This window comes from Gottfriedia sp. NPDC058432 (genome assembly GCF_042721555.1).
Classification (GTDB): Bacteria; Bacillota; Bacilli; order Bacillales; family Bacillaceae_G; genus Gottfriedia.
In genome coordinates this window covers 1-25,557 of the sequence record NZ_JBHXLC010000041.1, presented here as the reverse complement: position 1 = coordinate 25,557, position 25,557 = coordinate 1, and the positions used below count along the sequence as shown (strand labels likewise).

16 protein-coding genes and 1 pseudogene are annotated in these 25,557 nt (G+C 35.0%); 6 read left to right on the top strand and 11 right to left on the bottom strand.

The annotated features are described in order from the left end of the window. Positions 1 to 664: pseudogene (locus ACFWM3_RS23970) on the bottom strand (peptidase S8); the annotation flags it as partial. Between the two features lie 1,061 nt (positions 665 to 1,725). Here ACFWM3_RS23970 and ACFWM3_RS23965 point away from each other — a divergent pair. Then, positions 1,726 to 1,872, top strand: a complete 147-nt coding sequence (locus tag ACFWM3_RS23965) for a hypothetical protein (RefSeq protein ID WP_390313212.1) — start codon at positions 1,726 to 1,728, stop codon at positions 1,870 to 1,872. A gap of 219 nt (positions 1,873 to 2,091) precedes the next feature. Here ACFWM3_RS23965 and ACFWM3_RS23960 read toward each other — a convergent pair whose 3' ends face one another. The 3 genes from ACFWM3_RS23960 to ACFWM3_RS23950 form a co-directional block, all read right to left on the bottom strand. Further along, on the bottom strand, positions 2,092 to 2,289 hold the full coding sequence (locus ACFWM3_RS23960; RefSeq protein ID WP_390313210.1) for an aspartyl-phosphate phosphatase Spo0E family protein: 198 nt from the start codon (positions 2,287 to 2,289) through the stop codon (positions 2,092 to 2,094). A gap of 563 nt (positions 2,290 to 2,852) precedes the next feature. Further along, the gene (locus ACFWM3_RS23955) at positions 2,853 to 3,743 is read right to left on the bottom strand and encodes a LysR family transcriptional regulator (RefSeq protein ID WP_390313209.1); all 891 of its coding nucleotides are present in this window, start codon (positions 3,741 to 3,743) and stop codon (positions 2,853 to 2,855) included. A gap of 1,363 nt (positions 3,744 to 5,106) precedes the next feature. Further along, positions 5,107 to 6,348 carry a helix-turn-helix domain-containing protein gene (locus ACFWM3_RS23950; RefSeq protein ID WP_390313208.1) on the bottom strand — a complete coding sequence of 414 codons (1,242 nt, stop codon included), beginning with the start codon at positions 6,346 to 6,348 and terminating at the stop codon, positions 5,107 to 5,109. Between the two features lie 184 nt (positions 6,349 to 6,532). Here ACFWM3_RS23950 and ACFWM3_RS23945 point away from each other — a divergent pair, with 184 nt between their 5' ends. From ACFWM3_RS23945 to ACFWM3_RS23935, 3 genes are all read left to right on the top strand, one after another. Beyond that, on the top strand, positions 6,533 to 6,847 hold the full coding sequence (locus ACFWM3_RS23945; protein ID WP_390313206.1) for a hypothetical protein: 315 nt from the start codon (positions 6,533 to 6,535) through the stop codon (positions 6,845 to 6,847). Positions 6,848 to 7,186: 339 nt separating this feature from the next. Beyond that, positions 7,187 to 7,591: a BsuPI-related putative proteinase inhibitor gene (locus ACFWM3_RS23940; RefSeq protein WP_390313204.1), complete on the top strand. Its 405-nt coding sequence runs from the start codon at positions 7,187 to 7,189 to the stop codon at positions 7,589 to 7,591. A gap of 682 nt (positions 7,592 to 8,273) precedes the next feature. Then, complete coding sequence (locus ACFWM3_RS23935) at positions 8,274 to 10,208, top strand: PhoX family protein (RefSeq protein ID WP_390313203.1); 1,935 nt, start codon at positions 8,274 to 8,276, stop codon at positions 10,206 to 10,208. Positions 10,209 to 10,643: 435 nt separating this feature from the next. Here ACFWM3_RS23935 and ACFWM3_RS23930 read toward each other — a convergent pair whose 3' ends face one another. The 3 genes from ACFWM3_RS23930 to ACFWM3_RS23920 all read right to left on the bottom strand — a co-directional run bounded on the left by ACFWM3_RS23930 (position 10,644) and on the right by ACFWM3_RS23920 (position 17,460). Beyond that, entirely contained in the window at positions 10,644 to 14,441 is a 3,798-nt protein-coding gene (locus tag ACFWM3_RS23930; RefSeq protein WP_390313202.1) for a S8 family serine peptidase, read from the bottom strand. 765 nt (positions 14,442 to 15,206) lie between these two features. After that, entirely contained in the window at positions 15,207 to 16,586 is a 1,380-nt protein-coding gene (rlmD, locus tag ACFWM3_RS23925) for a 23S rRNA (uracil(1939)-C(5))-methyltransferase RlmD (protein WP_390313200.1), read from the bottom strand. 13 nt (positions 16,587 to 16,599) lie between these two features. Continuing rightward, the gene (locus ACFWM3_RS23920; RefSeq protein ID WP_390313199.1) at positions 16,600 to 17,460 is read right to left on the bottom strand and encodes a DNA-3-methyladenine glycosylase family protein; all 861 of its coding nucleotides are present in this window, start codon (positions 17,458 to 17,460) and stop codon (positions 16,600 to 16,602) included. 625 nt (positions 17,461 to 18,085) lie between these two features. On the opposite strand from ACFWM3_RS23920, the gene ACFWM3_RS23915 reads away from it, so the two are divergent. Continuing rightward, positions 18,086 to 20,815, top strand: a complete 2,730-nt coding sequence (locus ACFWM3_RS23915; RefSeq protein WP_390313198.1) for a CDP-glycerol:glycerophosphate glycerophosphotransferase — start codon at positions 18,086 to 18,088, stop codon at positions 20,813 to 20,815. A 110-nt stretch (positions 20,816 to 20,925) separates the two neighbouring features. On the opposite strand, the gene pdaA is transcribed toward ACFWM3_RS23915, so the two are convergent. The 4 genes from pdaA to ACFWM3_RS23895 form a co-directional block, all read right to left on the bottom strand. After that, positions 20,926 to 21,735 carry a delta-lactam-biosynthetic de-N-acetylase gene (gene pdaA, locus ACFWM3_RS23910; protein WP_390313196.1) on the bottom strand — a complete coding sequence of 270 codons (810 nt, stop codon included), beginning with the start codon at positions 21,733 to 21,735 and terminating at the stop codon, positions 20,926 to 20,928. A gap of 248 nt (positions 21,736 to 21,983) precedes the next feature. Next, entirely contained in the window at positions 21,984 to 22,148 is a 165-nt protein-coding gene (locus ACFWM3_RS23905; RefSeq protein ID WP_390313195.1) for a hypothetical protein, read from the bottom strand. 74 nt (positions 22,149 to 22,222) lie between these two features. Then, positions 22,223 to 23,746, bottom strand: coding sequence for a fumarate hydratase (locus ACFWM3_RS23900; RefSeq protein ID WP_056465266.1), 1,524 nt, complete (start codon positions 23,744 to 23,746; stop codon positions 22,223 to 22,225). 191 nt (positions 23,747 to 23,937) lie between these two features. Then, positions 23,938 to 24,108 (bottom strand): SE1561 family protein, encoded by a 171-nt coding sequence (locus ACFWM3_RS23895; protein ID WP_088013361.1) that lies wholly within the window; start codon positions 24,106 to 24,108, stop codon positions 23,938 to 23,940. Between the two features lie 199 nt (positions 24,109 to 24,307). On the opposite strand from ACFWM3_RS23895, the gene yfkAB reads away from it, so the two are divergent. After that, positions 24,308 to 25,435 (top strand): radical SAM/CxCxxxxC motif protein YfkAB, encoded by a 1,128-nt coding sequence (yfkAB, locus tag ACFWM3_RS23890; RefSeq protein ID WP_056465268.1) that lies wholly within the window; start codon positions 24,308 to 24,310, stop codon positions 25,433 to 25,435. Positions 25,436 to 25,557: the final 122 nt, after the last annotated feature.

Genomic DNA, 25,557 nt, shown 5'->3' with positions numbered 1-25,557 from the left:
TATCTATGCTACCAACAACTATCCCTGTTCCATCTATTCCCAAACCCCAAACATCAGGCGCTCCAATTTTTTCAAGGCCCCATTCTACATTATTAATCGCTGGAACAGCAGCTTCAGTAGTTTTTGCAGGTTCGATTAACTTTGTAATTCCATTAGGTTTTATACTTTCAACCTCAGGCATAGCCGCTATGTTTCTCATAACTTCCTCTGTTCCTGTAACTGCCATACCATTTACTATATAAAACGACTCAAAATCCTTTACATTTCCATTAAGCTTTTCTTTTTTAATATATTCCTTCAAATTTCTCTGTGATGAATCTGATTTAATTCTTAATTCAGAAACGATTGATGAACGAACTACTAACTCTTTTTTTACATTTGATAGTTGCTTATTCTTAGCTTTAACATCATTAGCAACCTTTACTGTATCTACCTGATCCTTAAATTTTACAAGAAAGGTAGTTTGAGAGTTATTTGCAAATTCTTTTTTAAGTTCTGGACTTATTTTATTCGCTATTACCTCTTTAGCTTCTTGGTTATTGCTTGTCTCAATATTGTCCTTTGCATAAGCCTTAACATAATTTCCAGCTGGTGCAGCAAATGAACTAATAGTTAGTAAGAAAGCTGTCGACAATGTAAGTAATTTTTTGGGTATTTTTACCATGTTTATACCTCCATATTTAGATTAAATTTACCTAACTAATCCTTTAACCTCCTTCCCCTTCACTGCTTGAACCTATTAAGTTATAAAAATATGTTTTGAGATTGGCAGCTCCTAAACCAATTACCGATTCTGTATCACAGTTATGTAGTTTCTAGCTGTATAAATGAATAGTAATAGATTATCCTTTCTAAAGATTCAGAATTTTCAGCGTATTAAAGTTGCTTCAAATCGTGCTCCCGGCTGCTGCATCTTATATGAAAACTTTAAGTTTTTACTCGAATATTGTAAAATCATGAAATTTTATTGAAACCATAACATTATTTTATTGATATTCAACACCACTAAAAAAATGGATGCAGTTGTGCCAAAAGACCCGAACCCTACCATACGAAGGACTCTCCTCCTAATAAGTCGATAGTCATGTTCCACGATTTTATTCAGATATATCACATGTCTTATTAAGGAGTTTTCCGAGCTTCTATTTAAACAAAATTTGTTTACCATACCGATCATTCATCATTTAAAACAATCATAACAGTATATCTAAAAGTTAGAGAGTTAGAGATTCATAGCAATTATTATAATGTTTTTGGACTAGAGTAAAGCATACCAGTTAAAAGTGGAGTCCTTCATTTATAATAAAATAGAGACATCACTAGGGCTTAAAATGGACCTTTTGGCTCCTGTTACACCAGTCATTATGTTACTCCCATACTAATAACGATGTTAGATTACATCTAAAAGAATATCGTTAAACGCTATTCCAAACTTTTTGGATTATATTGATAAAAGATTGTGTTATTAGTACGTTTTCTTTTCCCTTGAACATAATGATAGAGCTTTTTACTTTTACTTTGTTCTCAGTATTTAAGATTAGAACTAAATCCCTATTGCTAATTTCATTTTTTACAGACTTGGCAAATACAGCATTTACAATGAAAAAACTTCGTGAAATTGAACTCGAATATATGAATAAATTGTGTACATATCCAAATAAAATTTAAGGATTCTATCTTACAATTGGTCAAGGGCGATATATGTTTTTTTCTACAAGAGGTTTTTTGCAAGATATCACCAACAACTTTACACTGAAAGCAGAGATCGATACATATAGCGGATTGAAGGAAGAAGTAGAGACTTGTGGTATTGGTCATTCATATGAGGCTGAAATTAATGTATGGAACGCTTTATTACAAAGTAGAAAGTGAGGAAATATTTTGGCAAAGGATTATTTTGTTAGTCAGAAATTTATGTTGTGGTTACAACTTTAAAATCAATTGCGCCACACACTCCACGTGTGCAGTACGCAATTGACAATTCATGAGATGATGTTGAGTTTACATCTAACCGTTAAATATAAAGAACATTTGACCATTAGTATGAATACGAATTGGTGCCAAATTACTACAAGATCAGTTTATCGGTATCTAAATTATTAAGAACTCATACCGCTCTTCCTTTAAAGCCGTAAAGCTTTTAAATAACTGATTTATTAGCTGATCTAACTCTTGGCTACATTGAATGGTAATAGAATGAAGAAATCCATACCGCTTACAAAAATCATATAATTCATTTCTCTTTTTCTCTATCTCTAGTTTTGCTTGTTGTTGTAATAAAGTAGCCATCCCTAAACCCCTCCATTTAATAACTCTCCAGTAAGAATTCTATCTTGATGTGACTGCTGAAATAAGCTGCCCCGTTGTTAGCTTCTGAAACACGCTCAAACCCATAATCCCATCTGTAGTCTCTTTTCTCTGCTTAATCCTATAGAATAGAGAAATAAAGTGTAAAAAACCGGCAACGTCATAACGAAGCGTCACCGGTTCTTGTCATCATTTAAGTCAACTAGGATCTATCAGTAGTTCCACATTTGATGTCATAACACCAGTTGCTGTATTTGTTTCATTATTTTTCTCTATATACAATAAAATCATTGAGTATATATCAGTTAAGGTACTGGTATATAGTGTTTATCTACCTCAATTTAGTACTCAGAAGTCTCAAAACTACTCAAAATTTGAATCTATTATTATTTAATCATTTTCACCAACGGCAATGTTTTGAACGTGATCTTATTGTTTGTGGCTGGTGTACTTGCTCCAGGTAGAACCTCTCCTGTTGTCCCTTTTTTCACACCACCACACTATTAAACCGTGTTATATCACTAAAAAAATATCGTAAAGCTTTTTTACTCTAAAGCATAAATATTATTCCAATTTTTTTGAATTATATTATTAAAAGATTGAATTGTTACTGAGTTTTCTTTTTCCTTCAACGTAATGATAGAGGTTTTTACTTTTACCTTATTCTCAGTAACTTGAATTGGGACTAAATCACCATTATTAATTTCTTTTTTCATACAGACACTGACTCCCAATCCCACTCCGATATTATTTAATACTGCCTTCTTGATCCCGTCTAAACTTCCAAATTCGATTAGATTGTGTGTTGAGAGATTCGTTTGCCTCAAATATTTGCTCATCATCGACTCAAAATATCCATCAGCTTGATATTTAATTAAAGGAAATTTCATTAGTAGTTGGTCTTCTGTGTATCTAGCATATAAATCTTTAGAAACCACTAGAATCATGTCGTCCTCTGCAATTACGATGTTTGTAATTTCATGTCTACATAGTTCACCCGAAATAATCCCAATATCGTATTTATTCGATTCAATCCCTTTTATAATTTCATCTCTTTTGCACGAATACAACTTAATCTGTACTTTGGGATATAGCTTCAAGAACTCAGAAATTACATAAGGAAAATAATTCGTACAATGGCTTTCACATGCGGCAATCGATACAATGCCATACTCATTTGGAAGTTCGGCCAATGATGATTCAATCTTCTCTACTATGGAAAAAAGCTGATCTGTGTATTTTTTAAGGATTCCACCTTCTGGCGTCAAATAGGTCTTCTTACCTATCCGTATAAATAGCTCCTGTTTCAACTCTTGTTCGAGCGTTTGAATTTGTGCAGTTACAGCAGGTTGTGTAAAGTTTAACTGTTGCGCAGCCTTTGTAAAATTTAAGTACTCTGCTACGTATTTAAAAGTTTTCAGATGTCTTAATTCCATTTAGTTGCTCCCCATCCATCAAATTTTTTAGACTGTTGCATAATAGAATAGTACTGAATATCAATAAAAAAATATTATGGCTTAAAGGGCATATTTAGCACGCAAAACTACGAGCTCTGTATTTGGATGAACCCATTAACTTATAAAATAGGTTTTGCGATGAGTCTTAAAACATTAAACTGTCTGTTCATCAATTAAATTAACTAATAGGTTACAAATCTATTACAACCTAAATGTATATCCATTAGATTGTGGTGACAAATGGGGTTTTATAAAGGACTTTTGACATGCGCATTTTTATAATTTAAATATTTTTAAATAAAATAGAAGGAAAGGTTGATTTCTGCTCCAGGCGCTTTCTTTCAGGGGCGCGTTCGCCCGGAGCGGAAAGCAACTTCTCTAGTACTTAGTTAACTTCTCCCAAGAGTGTCTGTTTTACGAACGATCATAACACTCCTATAGGTCCAAAAAATAAATATTATAACAACCTATACTACCATTATTTAGGTGTAGTCATCACTCAGTCCCCCCATATTCAAAAAAATTACTCTTTTTTCGTACGATGGGCACGCAAAGGAAGGAAACTACCAATCTAGTAAGAAAAATAATCTATAATTAGAAAAAAATGTTGATAAATGTAAAGATAAGGCGAAAAACGAGAGGAAAAACCCCACTTTGATTTAAGGGTGATTGATTCTTAAGCACCAAAAACGGCTATAAATTTAAGCTATTTTACTGGAGAAGAAATACATCAAAAGTCACAGTTAAAACCCCCATAGCTACTAATAGAAAATGGCATTACGATATAAATGTAATATTCAAGGCTTTTAGAAAGTAGTAATCGTTTACAAATATTCTGAAAAGTTTTTTGGAAAACGAGGGTCTTATGGAATTTAATTCATTAATCAAGAAAGCAGCTGCTGTGGCATTTTTAGCAGGCTTAATATTCTCCCCTATTCATTGGTGCTTTCTACTGAAGCAGTAGCACAAGAACTTAAGACAGCGGACATTCTGTCATCTTTGACAAAGGAACAACGTGAAGCTTGTATCATTGCAAGTGAACATGCCTATTATTAAAAACAATTAATTGAAATAAATATTTAAAATCAACTTGAAATTAATCATACTTTTATATTTATAGAATCGAAAAAGAAAACCATCTCAAAACAAAATGAATGCTTTTAAGATGGTTTCCTTTACTTTTGTAAATTTATCTGTTGATTACTTTTTTAATTGGAGCCACAGCTTCTCTTTCTCCTACTGTCCGATGCATGATATATGTAGCTAATGCCAGACCAATAAATGGATTGCTTTATAATGGACGAAGTATAACACGATTTCCTTAAGGTTATTAATTTAAAAATCAAGCAAATTTATCGTTTCTACGGTATTTTTCCACGAGATACGCTGCGTATTGATTTGCTTCTTCGACATTGCCTTTTTCCATATGATAGTCGAACAACTTTATCCCATAATGTTCAAATAAGCGAACATGTGCCATTTTCTGATAATAAGGAAATGCTTCTTTTTCAAGGTAATGGTAGTAAAGCTCTTTTTCGTTTTGAAGATTATATTTATGTAAATAGAAGAAATGTTTATAGATTGGATCGGTTATTTCTTCAGAAAGAGCAATACCCTTTTCGACCAATTGGAGCAATTCTTCGGATGATTTCAATCCTTGTTTCGTTAATGCATTTATATAACCTTCCATAGAGGCTATATGAAGGGCCGTACGAGGGTCTTCTATGTCCATAGATTGTTTATAGTATTCACAAGCTTTATCATAATTTCCTTGACGAACTTTCTGGTATGCGAGATTGTGTGACAGCAATGCTCTTTGATGGTCTAATCCAATGTTTTCTGTCATCTCGATTAATCTTTGATATTCGATATCTTTTGGATCGTAAAACTCGTCCCTCTCTACTTGGACCAACATAAGCATTTCTGCTTCAATCATACGCGTAAAACTGCGTACTTCTGTAAAAAAGCTCAGGGACTTTTCGGCAAAATAATAAGCCAATACTCGTGAATTCAGAGAATGATAGGCAAAAGCCAAATGATAATAGTACTCTTGGTTGTTGTAATAGGTTAGATCAATTCCTTGAAAATATGAAATCGCCTTATAATATTCCTTATTTGTCAATGCATTGATCCCTTTAATGTGAAGAAGCATGTTTTTTTCATATGGTGGAAGATCAGACCATTTGTCCATTTCAGCAATTAGAGATGTAGCTTGATGCACCTGCCCTATCAATAAATAATATCTTGTGAGTATGAGCGTATAGGAACGATAAATATCCGGCATATGTAGCAGAGTAATAGTTTCTAATTGCTCCTTTAAATTCGTAGCCTTTGTTTTCAGTTTTAAAATGATCGATTCATGCCATTTTTTTAAAATGGAATCTATGCCATTGTATGTTTTAATTTCTATTTCCATATCAATGCCAAGCCGCTCTGACAGCAAGTTTATTGTTTCTTTAGAAACTTCTGTTAATCCACGTTCAATTTTACTAATATGTGTACTCGAACAGATGCCAATTCCTAAATCCTTCTGCATCATGCTCTGACGTTCACGATAGAATTTGATTATTTGTCCCTCTAGCATGATGATCACCTCACTTTATCCACTCAATATGAATTTTGGGTTCTTATTTTCCTAAAGAAAACCCCTCTCGAAATATTACAATTGAGTCTCTATGACTAATTTTAATAAAAATTTATATTTATTCAAATAACCAAATAATGGATATTCTTAACTATTATTATATATTAATTAATAACTTGGGAGGATGATTCGTATAAATAAGAATCTATCAGAAATAATTGTCCTACTTGATCGAAGCGGATCTATGGCAGGACTTGAGAGTGATACCATTGGCGGGTTTAATACTTTAATAGCAAAACAGTGCCAATTTGATGGTGAATTGATTCTTACTACACTCCTCTTTAATGACGAGTATGAGGTACTGTGGAATGGGATTGATGCAAACAATGAAAGATTAACAGAAAAGGAATATTATGTTAGAGGTTATACGGCACTGCTGGACATAGTGGGAAAGACTATTTGGATGTTGGTTACAGATTGTCAAAAACTAGTGAGATGAGATGCCTGGCAAGGTGATTTTTGTCATTACAAAGGATGGAATGGAAAATGCAAGTCGTGAATTTACGAGCAGCTGCTTTGGATGAGCTAGGCAACAAAATTTCTCAATGAATCATTAAGGCTTATGACTTGAGATAAGATTAATGGCCTATCCATCTGCAAATGATGAATAGGCTATTTTATCTTTTAACTAGACATTGTTATAGTTTTTTATAAAGTAATAAGCAATATTAAAGGGATACATCTATACATTAGGAAGGAGTATCACCTTTGAGAATTTTATTTTTGGATGATTTTTGTTTGCTGTAATCAATTAATCTTAGCTAAGGAGGTTAGAAGCATGACAGATTGGATATTGGATGGAAATGTCATCGCAGATGTGGAACGAGCCACTATTATTTTTACGTTTAAAAATAATAGTGGTCAGCCAATGCTTATTGAGTTTCCAACAAGCCAGTTTTATGATTATAAGGTGTATAATGCACAAGGAGAACAGGTGTATCATTATAGTAATGGGAAATTTTTTTTACAGGTGCTTAAATATGAGTCGTTAAACAGCCTGGAACAAATCCAATGGAAAAGTACGTGGAATTACAAAACGAATGATGGAGTGAGAACACCTGCAGGAACATATACAGTAAATGTCAATTTAGAAATATGGAAAATAAATGAAAAACTTGTTCATTCGAAGCCAGCTACTTCCTTTACATTCAATATTCCGCCTGAAAATATAGCCATTCGATAAGTGAAAGTTACAGGAAGAGAATTTAAAGCAGATGGTTCAGCTAAAATCTTTTATAGATTCACGGTTCCATCTGCTTTAATTTAATGTAGTTCAGTAATAATAATCTCCTGTTACTCCATCCCTCTCCAAACCGCATTCTTAAGTTCCCATTATCTTCTATTTAAAATAAACCCTTGCTACACAACCCGCGTTTTCTCATTATTTAATCCAATTTTTTTAGATAAACTATTTTATTTTCATAATAAAGTCTTGATAAAAAAAGAGGGACAAGGCATAGGATGACTACGATCCTCCCTTTCTCCTTCTCCCTACACTTGCCTTTTATCAGAGAAATTTATTTTGTGGTTAAAACTTTAATTTGAGTTCTGCCGCACACTCAACAGAGCAGTTTATAATTGACAATACATGAGATGTTGGTGAGTTACAACGTTCATCACAATCATAATAATATCGATTGATTGTGATGAACGTTATATTACTCTTTTTCTCCATGGATATTTATTAACATTTTGTTGTTTGACATGTTTCGACTTATGGTGTGAAAAGATTAATTTCTCCTTCGATAACTTTACAAGGACTTAAACTAGCTTTACAAATCTTTAACCAGAAAGGAAACTCTAGTTTAACGTTCATTTGATTTAATAGAGTTGTGGAAGAAAATCAATTTGCCAGGAGGAGAACAATGAATAAAAAACATTTTATTAAAAAGGTGTCTGTGCTTGCACTAGGATTATCCATATCCATTCCAGCTTTGACACATGCTGCTGTATCAGGAAATGGTCATGTAACAATTGATTCTGTAAGATTTATTGGGATGGAAGCACCAAAAACGATTGATAAAATGGTTCAAACCTATACGAACGCATCAATGGAAGTGAAATATAGCAATAGTGAAGTGAAGAAGTTCCCACTTTCTTATAAGAGACTATTTAAATCTGAAGACAACGTAGCAATGAACAAAGGAAAGCTGATTCCAGCAGGCACACCAATTGATGTGAATGGTGACCCAATCATGGATATGAGTATTGAAGGCAAACCTACATATTATGTATCAGATGCCCCAGATTCAAACAGTTTATTGAAGCCAATTGACGGAAAACTTTTCATGGTAACTCATTATGAATATCAAACAATCGATGCGGCTGGTAATTCAGCATATGGTATTGTTCCTGCATCCATGTCATTATCTACACTTCAACAAGATAAGCAAACGGGTGAATTGACACCTAAATCGGTTAAGAAAATTGATTTTTCAAGTGTAAATGGGCTTTGGATTCCATGTAATGGTTCCCTTTCGCCATGGAATACTCATCTAGGTTCAGAAGAGTATGAGCCGGATGCCCGCAGTTTTGAGCAAGATCCAAAATCTTCAGCAAGATCTTCGGTTGAAAGCTTTGCTAAGCTTTATTTCGGTGATAAATCAAAGGCGAACCCTTATTTTTATGGATTTATTCCTGAAATTAGTGTCAACAAAGAAGAGGAAGCTTCTGTTTCCAAACATTACAGCATCGGTCGTTTCTCACATGAATTAATGAAGATGATGCCTGATAACCGGACTGCTTTCTTTGGTGATGACGGTACTTATACAACGTTGTTCATGTATGTAGCCGATAAAGCGAAGGATCTTACTGCAGGTACGCTTTATGCCGCAAAATTCCACCAAACTGGTACTGATAATGGCGGAGCGGGTAACTTAGAATGGATAAAACTTGGCCATTCGACCGATAAAGAAATCAAACAAATCATCGACAGCGGTATCAAGTTCAGCGATATGTTCGAAACATCCGATGTTCCAAAAGAAGGCTTTAAAGCCATCAAGCAATATTCGTACGGTAAAACTGAATATTTAAAATTGAAGCCTGGCATGGAAAAAGCTGCTGCATTCTTAGAATCACGTCGATATGCAGCAATGCTTGGTGCGACTTCTGAATTTAATAAAATGGAAGGTGTAACTTTAAACGAGAAAGATAAAAAGGTTTACATTGCGATTTCCGATCAAAGCAATGGAATGGTTGCAAATTCTACGGACCCAGTAGATGATATCAAACTTCCAAAAATTAAATCAGGTGTTACGTATCAATTGGATTTAACAGACGGCCAAAAAGATAGTACAGGTGAAAAGATTAATAGTAAGTATATCGCTGCTAAAATGTCTGGGTTAATTGTTGGTAAGGATATGCCATCAGCAGATGCATATGGAAACACTGCTGATGGCAATTCAGTAGCCAATACTGATAATCTAAGTTATTCTGAATCATTAAGAACATTATTTATCGGTGAAGACAGCTCAATGCATACCAATAACTTTGTCTGGGCTTATAACGTTGATACAAAGGAGCTATCTAGAATTTTATCAGTCCCAGCTGGAGCTGAATCAACTGGTTTGTTTGCGGCCGATGACCGTAACGGATTCTCTTACATTATGAGTAACTTTCAACATCCAGGGGATGAATTAGAAGGGAAGAATATTACTGCAGTGGATAAAACCGCATTAAAACAGGCGATGGAAAAAGAAATTGGAATAGATCGCACTGGTGGAGTAGGCTATATTTCCGGGATGCCTTTTGGAGGTGATTTCCAAAATACCAACCGCGATGTAAAAAATGATTTGAAATAATAATATTTAGAATCAAGTTGTTTATCAAAAACATTCTTCTTGAAAAAGGCTGACTCAAAAGATCGTTGAAATGACGACTTTTTGAGTCAGTTTTTTTAACAAACAAAGAAGTGTAATTTTTGTTCTCCGATTTTATAATAAAGTGCAAATCCATCAGCCTCACCCTTATTATAAGAAAAAAGGCAGCGCCCAAATGGACTTGCTGCCTTACTTTAAAATGAGTTCTGCCACACACTCCACGTGTGTGGACTGTAATTGACAAAACAATAGATGTTGGTGGGTTTAACAACATTTTTGTGTGGTTCAATTGACATAAAAAAGGATGGTGCAAGCACCATCCAATCTTACGATTATGAATTAATCTTTCACAGGGCTGAATTCATGCACCCATACTCTCATTTTCGGCAGCCAAGGCATCTATGGATGAATCGCAGATTAGCGCACTCCGTATGCTCTTATCAGAGTTTGTTCAATTTGACTACCGTTAGCGTCCCATGCCTTGATTTTCAGAGACACATAACCAGATACTGGATTTTTTACAGTCACAATGTACTTACCATCTTTATTTTGCACCTTTGCTTTGCTCCAAGTGTTTCCATCATCAGTAGATACTGAAACCTCTAAACCACGCATGTCTGGGATCACACCTGATTGAAGCCCGAATGATAAATCGAAATGGTCTGTGATACCACCGTTTGCATTGTTCTCTCCATCAAGATTAATATCATATTTCGGCCACAATACCGCTAGGTCTTCTTTCCCATTGGCTGGTTTAGCTGACTTGAATGTCCACGCAGTACTCGTCGTTGTAGATAATGGTGACCACATTGATTGCTTTGTGTTCATAACAACACGGTATGTCGCTAGTTCAGGGCTAACAGTAATCGGTTTTGAATTCGAAAAATATGCATCTTGTTTGTAAAGATTCCCGTCCTTGAACATCTGTACATTCCCAGTGTCATCTTGCCAACTGAAATCACCCCAGTGGGTAGGTTCACTATCACCAAACTCATGATTGTTGATAATAATTTTGTCTCCATCGCGGTAAGCTTCGATGTACTGAGACTGACCGATTGCAGCTCCTAACCAAGTTTGTTCACGCTTATCGCCAGCACCATAATTCCAAAGTGCATCACTCACGTGTTGGCCAATTTGTTTAAGATTTGGATAGACCGTTTGGTACCAACGCATTTGGTCCATAGTCGGCCACTTGCTACCAGTAGAGTACCAGTCCTCCCTATCTAGCGGGGTTTTAATATTTTTTATGACTTGGACAATGCCAGCCTCATTTGGGCGAACTGCTGATGTTGTCTCGCCAACTTTACTACCTTTGGTTCCACGGAAATGGTTCGTTACGATCGCAGAGTTTTCTGCAGTCACTTCATCACTAGGGTCTTCAGGAATTACACCAGGAACCATCATTGCGATGTTGTATAGGTATGGGCTGTCAGCGATTCCCCTAAGGTCAATTAAAGTTGTACCGTTTGCAATTCGATTAAGAAGCGCAGTTCCATCTTCTTGTCCAAGCGTATAGGCAGGAATACCGATGTTATCAGCTGTTTTTACGCTAACAGCGTATATTCCTGGTCTGTCGCTAACTAGGACCACCGCCGCTGCACCAGCATCTTGTAAAGCTTTAATCTGGCTGGCTGTGCCCTGATTATCATCACGAGTAACCACCGCAATCTTGCCACTAATGTCCTTACCGATCAGGTCCTCTGGCAATCCTTTGCCTACATTTACTGCTTTTAGATTCTTATGTCCGTCTAATCTTGGTACAAAGCCTACCGGTTCTAGAGGGAGTGTTCCACCTAGCCCGTCATAAGATGCCTTGATTACAGGAGCATACCTTTGTTGCTGGAAATTATACTCAAACGTCCCTTCACCATCCTTCAATGGCTTTGTCGGAACTACGTAAACATGATCCCAAATTGCGCTAGATGCTGCCTTCATGTAGTCCAATCCACCTTTGACGCCAGCAAATGCTCTGCGGTAGCCGATTTTCCATCCACCCTGCTCGGACTCCTTAGGCGTCGAGATATTGATCTCTTTACCTAACCTAGCATCCAGCGTAATCGTCTTATCCTCATCGAGCTTCAACTCCACCATTGGATCACCAGCAAGAGCATAGCTCTCGGTTCTCAAACCGGTCACGTCAGTTGTGTATATTGTTCCCATCACAGAATAACGCCCTGGCGGCAATAGGAGACTCGTATCTTGTCCAGCAGTAGGGTAAATCTGAGTGATTTTCCCCGTATCAATGTTCGAAGCAAGTATTTCACCTATAGTTTTGCGTCCGTAACGGTCAATCGTTTGAAGCTTTACTCTAACTGATGGTTCAGTCTTCGTTGCACCAATCGTCGTGTTGATTGTTTTATTATCACTTGAAGTAGCCGTAACCACAACTTTATAATCCTGAACACTACCAAGCGCTGGATTAAATGTCACATTCACCTCACTGCTACCATGTGCTGGAACTGTGACCGTTGACTGATTTAGTGTAAACATTCCAGCAGGTGCTGTCGTTAAATTTTCACCCTTTGCCGTCAAGGAAAGATTCAATGTCACATCTTTATCAGATGGGTTAACATACTTATATGGTTTTACTTTTGGTTGATCCTTTATCATAACAGCTCCCATACTAACGACTGCGGGACTACTATAAACGTTGGCATCCAAGGCATTCTCAATACTAATCCGTCCACCACCCTGTTGATATGGTGTGTAGCGGACATTCATTACACCTGTATCAGCTAAAACTTGCTTAATATGATCTCCAGTCCAATCTGGATGTCTTTGCTTTAGGATTGCTGCAGCGCCAGCTACGTGTGGTGTAGCCATTGAGGTACCGTTAGCAGAAGTATAGTTAGCGTCTACTGGAGTCCCCATCGTTGTCCCTGCAGCACGAGCAGCTACGATTCCTACTCCTGGCGCAGTAACTTCAGGTTTAACATTGTAATTGTTGATAATCGGACCGCGACTTGAGAAGCTAGCTAAAAATTCAGTTGCGGTTTTATCAACAGCCCCAACAGTCAACGCTTTTTCAGCTGCCCCAGGAGATCCTACTGTACCCTTTTTACTTCCTGCATTCCCTGCAGCGATTACAAATAATGTGTTGCTGGATGTACTTAAGTTATTAACCGCCTGACTAATTGGATCTGTACCGTCACTTGGTTCTTGTGTCCCAAGGCTCATACTAACGACATCAGCGCCTTCGTGAACGGCCCACTCCATTCCTGCAATGATTCCAGATTGATCTCCTGAACCTTCATTGCTAAGCACCTTCCCAATTAAAAGGTCTGCACCTGGAGCTACGCCCTTCAATTTACCGCCAGAAGCTGCCCCAGATCCTGCGATTGTCGATGCAACATGCGTACCATGCCCCATGTGATCGACAAAATCTTCACCCGGTACAAAGCTCTTTGTTTCCTTAATAACATCTTTAACATCAGGATGAGTAGGATCAATTCCTGTGTCTAAGATGGCTACTTTAATGCCTTTTCCATTATATCCTGAAGCCCATGCTGTAGGAGCCCCAATCTGTGGAACACTCTTATCAAGTAAAGCATGTACTGGTTTGTCCAGCCAAATCTTTTTTATACCTTCCGTAAGCTCTGACTGAACTTGCTTTGTAATTTCCTCTCCATCAACTGCATTCCAGAATTCCTTAGCATGTTTTTTATTCGTTTTTACTGCGACGGCATTTACACTAGGAAGATCTATTGTTTTCGTTGACCCTGTAGTCACAGCCTCCTCAGCTGATTTACTAACAGCCGAATCTTTTCCTGACTCCTCTGTGACAATTAATGGAATACTTAATCGATGAGAGTCATCATACCCATACTCAATCAATTTCGTTATGTTAAACAAATCCTCATCCATTTTGTTAGATGCCAGAAATGGTGTCGCTTTTTCAGGAATCAGATAATAGTCACCATCAATAGTTTTCTCAGTAAATGCGACTGGAGTGCCGTCTTCATTAGGTACTACTGTGGCTACCATTTTTCCATCACTGTGCTTTTCTACTGTAATGACGTCACCAGTGATAAGTGTAACCTTGTGAATGTCGACAGTTCGAGAATTCTGCTTCTTTTGAGGCGCCTTAATAGAAGCAGTTTCACCAGTGGTATTATCAAAAGCAAATGAATTACCAGAACTTGTCCCCAAAATTACTGCAGAAGTCAAGCCTGCGGTTACTACATTAAAGATTTTCTTGTTACTCTTTTTCCCCATCGAAACTCTCCTTTTACTACTACTATGTAGAATAATATATTTGTAAAAATGTAAAGATTTCGTGCTCAGACTAACTTCACATTTACTACACTGATCCGTGTTTCAACATACTGTTAATGAAACCTTTCAACTTAGCTAGGATTAATTTGAAGTTGAATCGCTTTAATTCTAAATATTCAGAAATATTTATTAATTAAAATTATAGGTTAGTAGGTTATTAGAGTAAATTGGGGTAAAACACCAAAATTTTCATAAACATTTTTTTACATGATTCTACAAGATTATTAATTTCAAATGTTTTGTTTCATAAATTAATTTCGAAAAAAGTAGAAAAATCTTTAATTTTTTGTTTGATTTTGAGAGGTTACTGCACATGAATTGGGGGAATTTTTAGAAATTAATTAAAAAATAGCTAATTTAATTAAATGTTTTTCTAATTTTCTACTAAACTTTTTTATATTTCTTAAAATTTATGACACTTTTTTACAACCTTAAAAAAACTCCCAATCAAATGATTAGAAGTTTTTATGTTTTTAAACTGAATAACGTTATTGACCTAATAAGTTAACTACTACATTTTCTTGAGGTGCAATGTCTGTTTAATAATGAGTAACTTATATAATAAGATTTTAGGAAGGTCCAAGGGTGTTGAACGTTCTAGTTAATTGCATCACTTGTAATATTAGAGGCGAAGTTACAATTCAATATAATTTTAGCGTCCTTTATTATAAGTAAAAAAGGCAGCGCCCAAATGGGCTTGCTGCCTTACTTTAAAATGAGTTGCGCCACGCACTCAACATGTGCAGTATGCGGAAACATATCAACAGGCTGTAAATACTTCACTTCATAACTCTTACTTAATACCTTTAAATCCCTAGCTAAAGTAGAAGGATTACATGAAACATAAACTAATTTCTTCGGTTTAATCTGTAATACAGTATTTAAAAACTCCTCATCACAACCAGTTCTCGGTGGATCAGTTATGATAACGTCTGGTTTCCAGCCTTCTTTTAACCATTTCGGTAATACTTGTTCAGCTTCTCCTGCTTCGTAATGAGTATTTGTAAATCCATGGCTTAGGGCATTTGTTTTAGCATCGATGATTGCTTCTTTTGTTACGTCCATGCCTCGAACTTCTTTTGCGTCTTTTGCTAGCCATAGTCCGATTGTCCCTACTCCACAATAAGCATCTACGACTTTTTCTGTTCCGGTAAGTGCCGCTGCTTTTTTGACTTCATCATATAACTTAACTGTTTGTTCAGGATTTAATTGGAAGAACGCTCTAGCCGAAAGTTCGAATGATAAGTCCCCTAGCTTTTCTTCAATTACTTCTTCACCTGATAAATAGACAGTTTCACGACCAAAGATTACTGAAGTCATTTGATTATTAATGTTTTGCATTAAGCTTGTCACTTCAGGAATTCGCTTTTTAATTTCACTGATTAGTTCATTTTTCTGAGGAAAATCTTTCGTTCCAGTTACAAGAACTAATTGGATTTGACCTGTACGTAAACCAACTCGCGCTACGATTGTTCGGATTACCCCTTTATTTTTTCGTTCATTATAAACAGGGATATTTAAACGAGTTAAAATTTTCTTTACTTTACCTGTAATTTTATTTAAATCCTCATGTTGGATTGGGCAATGGCCAATATCGACAACATTATGAGAGTTTTGTGTATACAGTCCAGCAATGATTTTATTTTTTTCTAGTCCAGCTTGTAGCTGACTTTTGTTGCGATAATTCCAAGGATTTTCCATGCCGATCGTTTCTTTAATTGGTGCTTTTTCTAGTAAATCTTTCGCATACTTTTCCATTGCTTGGATGACAATATCGCGTTTATATCGAAGTTGTCCTTCATAAGATGCATGCTGAATTTGGCAGCCACCACATTTTTCGTAGATTTTACAAGCCGGCTCTACACGATCTGGTGATGTTTTTCGAATACGTTGAATTTTCCCTTCAGCAAAACCGTTACGAACATTCGTTACCTCTGCTACTACTTCTTCTCCAGGTAATGCTCCTTTAATGAAAACTACTTGTCTTTTGAAGTAACCGACACCCTCACCATTAATCCCAATACGTTTGATTGTTATAGGAAAAGATTGGCCTACTTCTAATTTATTTGTTAACTGATTGCTCATATATACAACTCCATTATTCTATGCTCTTCCAAAGATAAAGGGCAGCGTAGCTTCCAAACGGGGAAACCTGCTCTTTTACATAATCCATTATTTCTTTCGAAGGCTTTTCATCTAAATTTAAAAGCTTTTGAAGTGCAATTTGAATTCCAACATCACCAACCGGAAAAATATCTCTTCGACCTAAACCAAATAATAAAAAGTTTTCAACTGTCCAAGGACCGACTCCCTTAAGCTTGATTAACTCCTTTGAAATTTCCTCTGATGATATTGTTCGATAATCTTGATGACTTAAAACTCCCTCACTCCAAGCTTTAGCAATTCCAATCATATATTCAGCTTTTCTAGTACTAAGCTGCAAATCTCTTAACTCATCTATTGTTAAATTAGCAATTATTTCAGGTGATGGAAAAAACCACGAATTACCAATTCTTTCACCATACATTCGAACAAATCGTTTTGTTACTTGGATTGCAAATGTACGCTGTATTTGTTGATGAATAATACATGTAATTAAACAGGCAAAAGGATCATTAGAAACGGTTATTGGTGTATGTCCAAAAAGGTCTATTAGAGGAGAAATTGTAGTTTGTCTTAAATGATGATGTAGTTCGTCAAATTCTGTTTGCCATTGTAAAATAGTCGCAACTTCTTCGAGAATTTTCTCTTTATTTTCATGTTCACTAATGACTTCAAACAAAACCGGAGCATCATTTATTTTCTTAACTTTTACAACTGCTTGATCCCCATCAATATAAAGTGGAATGCTTAACCGCTTTTCAGCAGAATGCACTGTAAACGTTGGCTCATGCTCTAATCTCTTTAAAACTTCTTCCCACTGATATGGTGTTTCTAAAGCAACCTCTTCCTTCCACATTCTCCCGTTCCTCCTTAATTACTCTGAAGTGTATTATAGCATAACAAGTACCGCTTAAGTAAATTTGTGTGAAACGCAAAAAAACTAGAGAATAATCTCTAGTTAAGGTGTGCATAAAATCTGATTTTCAGACTGATTGCAAGCGCTTGTCTTTCGAGGCGCGAAGCCTGGTGAGGAGCGGAGTTATCTTTGACGGTAATGAGCAACGAAGAAAGCGAGCATTTGTCAACAGTCTGAGAAATGCAAAAAAAGCTTGGGGACTAGTCAAGCTTTCTTTGACACATTTAATTTTAAGGGAATGGGGAAACTTTCAAGTCCAATTAGGTTTCAAAACTTATCAAATATCGCTACAGCGGTGTGGATATTTGCTATACCTAAATGATAACGATTATCATTTTCAAAGTCAAGTGTTGGATAAAATAATTTACTTTTTACAGCTACTTTCTCAATACTATTATTCCCCTCTTCTCTCCTCTATCTCAAAATATCTCCGTAAATAATTGGAAATAATACAAGTACAATACCTACTTACCATTCGTAAATTCTGTTCTTTCGAAGACGCATTAGGTTATAATTTATGATAAACTATTTAATTGAAAGTAGAGACTAGTGAGGTAAGACTATTATGGAAAAAGCCAAAGTTAGTGTAGTCGTTGTTGCACATAATCATGAAGATGTCTTAAAAGATTGCCTAAACAGTTTACAAGGTCAATCATTAACTGATATTGAAATAATTATTATAGACAACGGTTCATCTGATAATAGTAAAGAGATAATTGAGGAATATTCGAATTCACATAAAAATTTTCGCTCCATACCATTAGAGCTAATGACAAAAAACAAAGCGCGTAACATAGGTTTACATGAAGCTACTGGAGAGTTTGTGGCATTTATCGATGCGGATGATATTGTTAATCCATCAGCCTATGAAAATTTATATAACAGTGCAATAAAAGATCATACTGATATTGCTTTAGGAAATATCCAATTATTCAATGGTACAAGAAAATGGGAGCATCATGAATTAAAATCAATCATAAAAAAAGATTTACCAACATTACGAGAGTTCCAAAAACATCCGGAACTTCTGTTAAATCCTTCTATTAAAAATATGATTATTAATAGAAATTTATTAAACGATAATCAATTGCAATTCAATGAGTCTTTAACAGAACAACAAGATTTATTATTTACTCAACAATCTTTTATTTGTTCAAATAAAGTATACGTTACTTCAGATATCGTAATTAAAGTGAGAGATTTAACGAACAGTGATGTCATTAAACAAACTAGTACATTAGAATTTTTTGATAACCTTCTCGTTACTCAAACAGAATTAATAAACTACTATAATTTGAAAGATATCACCTCTCACTACTCGCATGTTGAGAAAAAATTATGGGATTATTATTTAACGTCTTTACTGACTAAGGCATACTATTTCCCTTCTGAACAATACAATGAGCTTTTAAGGATTTCATCAGATTTTGCTAAAAACTTGTCTAAAAATCTAATGGAAAATAATATTTCTAAAATTAGTAAAGTATTTTATACAGTTTTTCTAAATCAAAATCCAGAAGAATTTCATTTATTGATGACTCTATTATCAGATCGAACCTTACAAAAAGGTGCAGTGATGATTGAGGGAAAATATTATCATTATTTTGCAAAGTATTTTCCAAAATATAAAGAGTACCTAGAAATTAAGGAATTTAATTTACATCAAAAAATTGAAATCCTTTCGTTACGAGGTGACCGCTTGCAAGTTGGTGGCTTCGCATTTATCGAGGAAATTAATAATTTAGATTCTATTAAGGAATTACAGTTTAAAAACAAATCAAATGGTCAACTCATTACAGTTACACTCGAAACTCTTGAGCGTTCTGATTTGTCCTATCTTTTCTCAAAAAATAGTATCAATTATAGCGATGGTGGCTATAAAACAACTACAATTGAGTTAAGTAAAATATTACCTGATGGCGATTATGAAGTGTTTATTTCAGTAAAAGTTGGAGATATTTCATTAAGAAAACCACTTCATATTTTCTATTTTTCAACGAAGGCAAATTCAAAACCAGCAACAACTAAAACACACAGTATCGTACCTTATTTTCCAAAGAAAAATTTACACATTCGAATCAAAAAAACAGGCTTACTCGGAAAATTAAAAACAAAGATCCAAAAATCATTCCGTGATATCGTTTATGAATTTGGGTTACTTGTCCTAAGAAGAGAATGGAAATCATTCCTTATTTTTTACCTATACCGTTTAACCCAAAGATACTATCGAAATAAGCATATTTGGTTAATTGGAGAACGAAAAGATACGGCACAAGATAATTCATATCACTTATTCAAGTACATTCAAAAAAATAAAGTAAGAGATAACTGCTATTATTTGATTGATAAAAAGGCAAAGGATTACGAATATATAAAGGAATTCGGAAACATTATACAATATGGAAGTTTAAAGCACACACTTTACTTGTTAACTTGTGATAAAACAATTAATGCCTATTCAGAGCGTGCAAACATGTACACCCACGAGTACTTACAAGTTTTAAAATGTCATCCTGAGTGGCAGCAAAATCAAAAAATCCTTATTCAACATGGCGTTATTGGAGTAAGTCGTGTAAATCATGTACTGAATAAAAATCGAATGGGCTATTCACTCTTTATCGTTTCATCTGATTTTGAAAAAGATCATATCGTTAACGAATTCGGCTATGCTGAAAATGAAGTGGCCGTTACTGGATTGGCTAGATGGGATGCGCTTGAAAATACAGGGAATGGGAAAACCATTTTAATCATGCCAACGTGGAGAAACTGGAATAAAAGTACTCAGCAATTAATGAACTCTGAATACTTTAACCGTTATTTCTCTTTACTAAGTAATCCTGAATTACATCAAATACTAGAAAAAAATGATTTAAATATCATTTTCTATCCGCACTACCAAACTCAAATTTATATGAAGGATGTTCCGGATTTCCATAAAAGAATAAAAACGATCCGTCAAGGTGAAGAGACTGTCCAATCACTATTAAAAAGATCAGATTTATTAATCACTGATTATTCAACAGTTTCATTTGATTTTTCATATATGGAAAAACCAGTTATTTTCTATCAGTTTGACTATAAGCGATTTTATTATGAGCATTACAACCAAGGACCAATTACACAAGAATTACTTTTTGGTGAAGTTGTAACTGAAGAAGAGCAAGTTCTTAACGGAATAAAAAAATTCGCTATTAAAGATAAACAATTCTTAGAAAATACAGTTGAAAATCCATTTGTAATCAAAACACCTAAGCAACATGCTAAACTAAACTACGAAGCAATCGCAAACCGTTAAAGAAAACTCTAAAATTGGCTATTACGGAGAGTAAGACTCCTTGCTGCCAAATAAAGAATAAAAAAGCTAATGATTTAAGCAGTTAATAAAACTACTTAATCATTAGCTTTTTATTTTTTAGGTACATAAAAGTTCGGATCAAATCCGCTTCGTTCCATCATTAAGTCATCTAAACTTCTAAAATGATACCCACGTTTATGTAAGCCAGTAATAATTTCATCCATCGCTTCTGCATTATCCTTCGATACAGTATGCATTAATATAACTGCTCCAGGATGAATCATTTTCATCACATTATCATAAGCATATTTCCAACCTCTTTGTTGATCAACCTTCCAATCAACATATGCCAATGACCAGAAAATATTTTCATATCCTTGTTTATTAACTAGTTGTAAGGTACGTTCGCTAAATACACCTCTTGCAGGTCTGAAATATTTCATATCCGATCGGCCAGTCAATTCCTGGTATGCCATTTTAACTTGTTCCAATTCCTCAACAATCTTTTGATCACCAATCGTTGTCATATCAGGATGACTCCATGAATGGTTTCCGACTATATGCCCTTCATTAACCATTCGTTTCACTAATTCAGGATTTTCCTTAATATAATGACCTGTTATAAAAAAAGTCCCATGAACACCATGCTTCTTTAAAACATCCAAAAACTTTGGTGTATAGCCATTTTCATACCCATTGTCAAAAGTTAGATAAACATCTTTTTTTGTAGTATCCCCTAAATACACTGACCCCGTATTTGATACCAATTTATTAAGTTGCTCACCAGCATCAGGTGGAGTCTCATTTTTTGCAGGAACAATCCCCCAGCCATGTGGCGTATTACTATAAGCAAATGTAGTACTAGGATATACTAAGAAAAAAGTAAGAATATATACAATTATTTTTTTCAATTCATTCACCTCACTTAAAAATAGTATCTGTAAATAAATTAGAAATATGAAAAGAATTGGTGCACTTTTGAAATAAAACTAAAATTTTCTAACATGGATTTTTGAAGAAAAGGAGACGCTTGTTTGACTAGATCTATTTTTCGATTTAACCTGAACTTTTTTGAACTTAGGACCATTAATTTACCCTAAAATTAGACTTTTTCTTCATGATTTAATTACTTATTTGCACGCTAGAGAGGCTTATTTGCTGTTTTCATCTATTTAATTGCAGATATGCCATTTTTATTTGCTGTTTTCGTATTTTTAATTGCAGATATGCTATTTTTAATTGCAGTTTTCGTATTTTTATTTGCAGTTCCGTTCTTATTTGCAGAGTTAAAACGTTTATTTGCCCTTATCATATTTTTATTTGCAGCTCTCATTCCTTTATTTTGCAGTCCCTACACACAAAAAAAAGCAATGCCATAAAAATGACATTGCCCTAAAAACTCAATTATTAAAATACCTTCTCAGCCATAGTAGCTAATTTCTCAAGTGAACTCTTATCTACATCTTTATGCAGCGAATTACCATGTGAATCCATTGTTACTACTGCTTTGAAGTCTTCAACTTGTAAGTGCCACATAGCTTCAGGAATACCAAACTCTAGGTAGTTTACGTCTTTTACTTCTTTAATACATTGTGAGTAGTATTGTGCTGCTCCACCGATTGCATTTAAATAAACGCCGCCGTGCTCTTCTAGAGCTTTTAATGTTTTAGCACCCATTCCGCCTTTACCGATTACAGCGCGAATGCCGAATTTTTTCATGATATCGCCTTGGTATGGCTCCTCACGAATACTTGTAGTTGGACCAGCTGCTTTAATGTGATATTTGCCTTCTTCGTCTTTTAATACTACAGGTCCACAGTGGTAAATAATTTGTCCATTTAAATCTACTGGACAATCGTGGTCTTTTAAATGATGGTGGATTGCGTCGCGTCCTGTGTACATCATGCCACTAATTGAAACTACATCTCCAACTTTTAAATCACGAATTTGTTCTTCTGTAATTGGAGCTACTAATTTCACTTCGCGAGGTGCTTCAGTTGTTTCATCAGTTTCATTTGTAAAGCTAATTTCTTCGCCTTCCTTATATAACCATTCTGAAATATCACCAGTTTCAGGATTGATTTTCATTCCTAAACGGCGGAATGCCCAGCAGTTATACGCTACTGATACGAAGAAGCTCGCAGGTAGACGGTTCATCACACCGATTTTACAGCCAAGTAGTGTTGTTTCTCCACCAAAGCCCATTGTTCCTACGCCTAGCTTGTTAGCATTTTCCAAAATGTAATCTTCCATTGCTTTAAGCTCTGGAATTGAATTTTCATCATCAGATAAACGGAATAATTGATCCTTTGCAAGCTCATAACCGCTAGTACGGTCTCCACCAATACCAACTCCGATGAAACCTGCGCTACAGCCTTGTCCTTGTGCTTGGTATACGCTGTGTAAAATACATTTACGGATACCATCTAAATCACGACCTGCTTTTCCAAGTCCTTCAAGTTCGCATGGTAAGCTGTATTGGATGTTTTTATTTTCACATCCGCCACCTTTTAAGATTAAGCGAATATCAATATAGTCACCCTCGTGTTGTTCAAATTTAACAACAGGAGTACCTGGTCCTAAGTTATTTCCGCTGTTTTTACCAAATAAAGAATCTACAGAGTTAGAACGAAGCTTACCATCTTTTGTAGCTTGTTCAATTGCAGCATAAATTGCTTCTTTTATCACAAGTTGGTTTACCCCAACTGGTGTTTTCACTTTAAAAGTTGGCATACCAGTATCTTGGCAAATCGGTGAAACATCACCTTCTGCCATCATTATATTGTTTGTAATCGTTTCCAATGCGATGGCACTTCTTGTACCCGCAGTTTCACTTGCTTTAGCTTGTCTGATTGCTTTACGTACGTCTTTTGGTAAATTTGTTGATGTTTCGACAATTAATTGATAAATACTTTCCTGTATGTGTTGCATTCATGCTCCCCCTTAAAACCCTTTATAAAAATACTGAATGTTCCCCTCTTCATTATAATACAATTTTTAATAAACGGAATAAAAAAAGCCCTTCAGAATTAGTTTCTGATTTGGGCAAATATTTAGCTACTTCTTTTGATCACAATTAAACTATGTTCTCGTTCCAATAAAAAAAGCCCATTATAATGGACTCAATCTGGGCGATTTACTTCACGACATTTACTTTCTAAGTCATCTAAAACTGATAATAATTGATCTAGTTCTTCTAAGCTCACTTCTTCAGCTTCTAATGATTCGATTGTTTCCATTACTGAGTTAAAACGTTCTTTAATATAAGATAATTGTTCAACTGTGTTTGACATGAAATGATCGTCCTTTCTAATACAATTATAAATTATATTATACCCTTCTTCTCCTATATATCGTAAACTTTCGACATTTTTTTATATTTTAGGAATTTATTTCTATACAACGCTTAACTTTCTTTCTTATAATAGTTGAGGAAAATTAATTTAGTCTAATACTTATGGGTGCAGTTATTGTATCTAAAGGAGTAATCACATGAAAAAATTATTACAACAAATAACACCTACATATGATCCATGGGAAGCATATTTAGATGTTGAAGAGTATGGTAAGAACATACTTACAAATGTAGAGTTTACGACTACAACGATTTGTAATATGCGCTGTGAGCATTGTGCAGTCGGATATACTTTACAACCAAAGGATCCAAATCCTCTACCTATTGAGCTAGTATTAAACCGCTTAGAAGAGATTGAAAAGCTACGTTGTATTAGTATCACTGGTGGAGAACCGATGCTTTCAAATAAAATGTTGAACGGTTATGTTGTGCCTTTATTGAAATATGCACATGAACGTGGAGTTCGTACGCAAATTAATTCAAATCTAACATTAGATTTTGAAAGATATGAAAAAATAATTCCTTATTTAGACGTGCTACATATCTCTCATAACTGGGGAACTGTTGATGAATTTGTAGAAGCAGGATTTGCGATGATGGATCGTAAACCGACATATGCGCAGCGTGCGAAATTATTCGAAAACATGATTGAAAACAGCCGACGCCTTGCTGATGCTGGAGTTATGGTATCCGCTGAAACAATGTTAAACAAACGTACTCTTCCATACTTAGAAAAAATCCATCGTCAAATCATAGAAGAAATGAAATGTCATAGACACGAAATTCACCCTATGTATGCCAGCGATTTTGCTAGTACATTAGAAGTCCTGACAAAACCAGAGCTTCGCGAAGCAATTTCAACTTTACTTGATGTACGTGATGAAAATATTTGGATGCTATTTGGTACTCTGCCATTTTATCCATGTAGCGATGATCAAAACGATTTAGACATCATTCAGAGATTATATAATAGTAAAAATGTAACATTACGAAATGACCCTGATGGTCGTTCTCGCTTAAATGTAAATGTATTTGATGGTAGCATCATCGTTACTGACTTTGGTGATGTACCTCATCTTGGAAATATTCAAACCCATACATTACAAGAAGCATATGATACTTGGACATTATCAAAAACAGCAAAAGAACTTAGCTGTCATTGCCCAGCAGTTAAATGCTTAGGACCTAATATTCTTGTAAAAAACAGCTATTATCCTGAAACTGATTTTTCGAATAGAAGTACTAAGATTTTAAAAGGAAATTAAATCCCTAAAAAAGAACATGTCATATTGTGGTCAAGACCCCAAAAAGTGGAGATGTAAAAAACCTGAGTTATTTCCTTTTGGAAATAGCTCTTTCTTTTGTGTTCATGTTGAGCTATTAACTA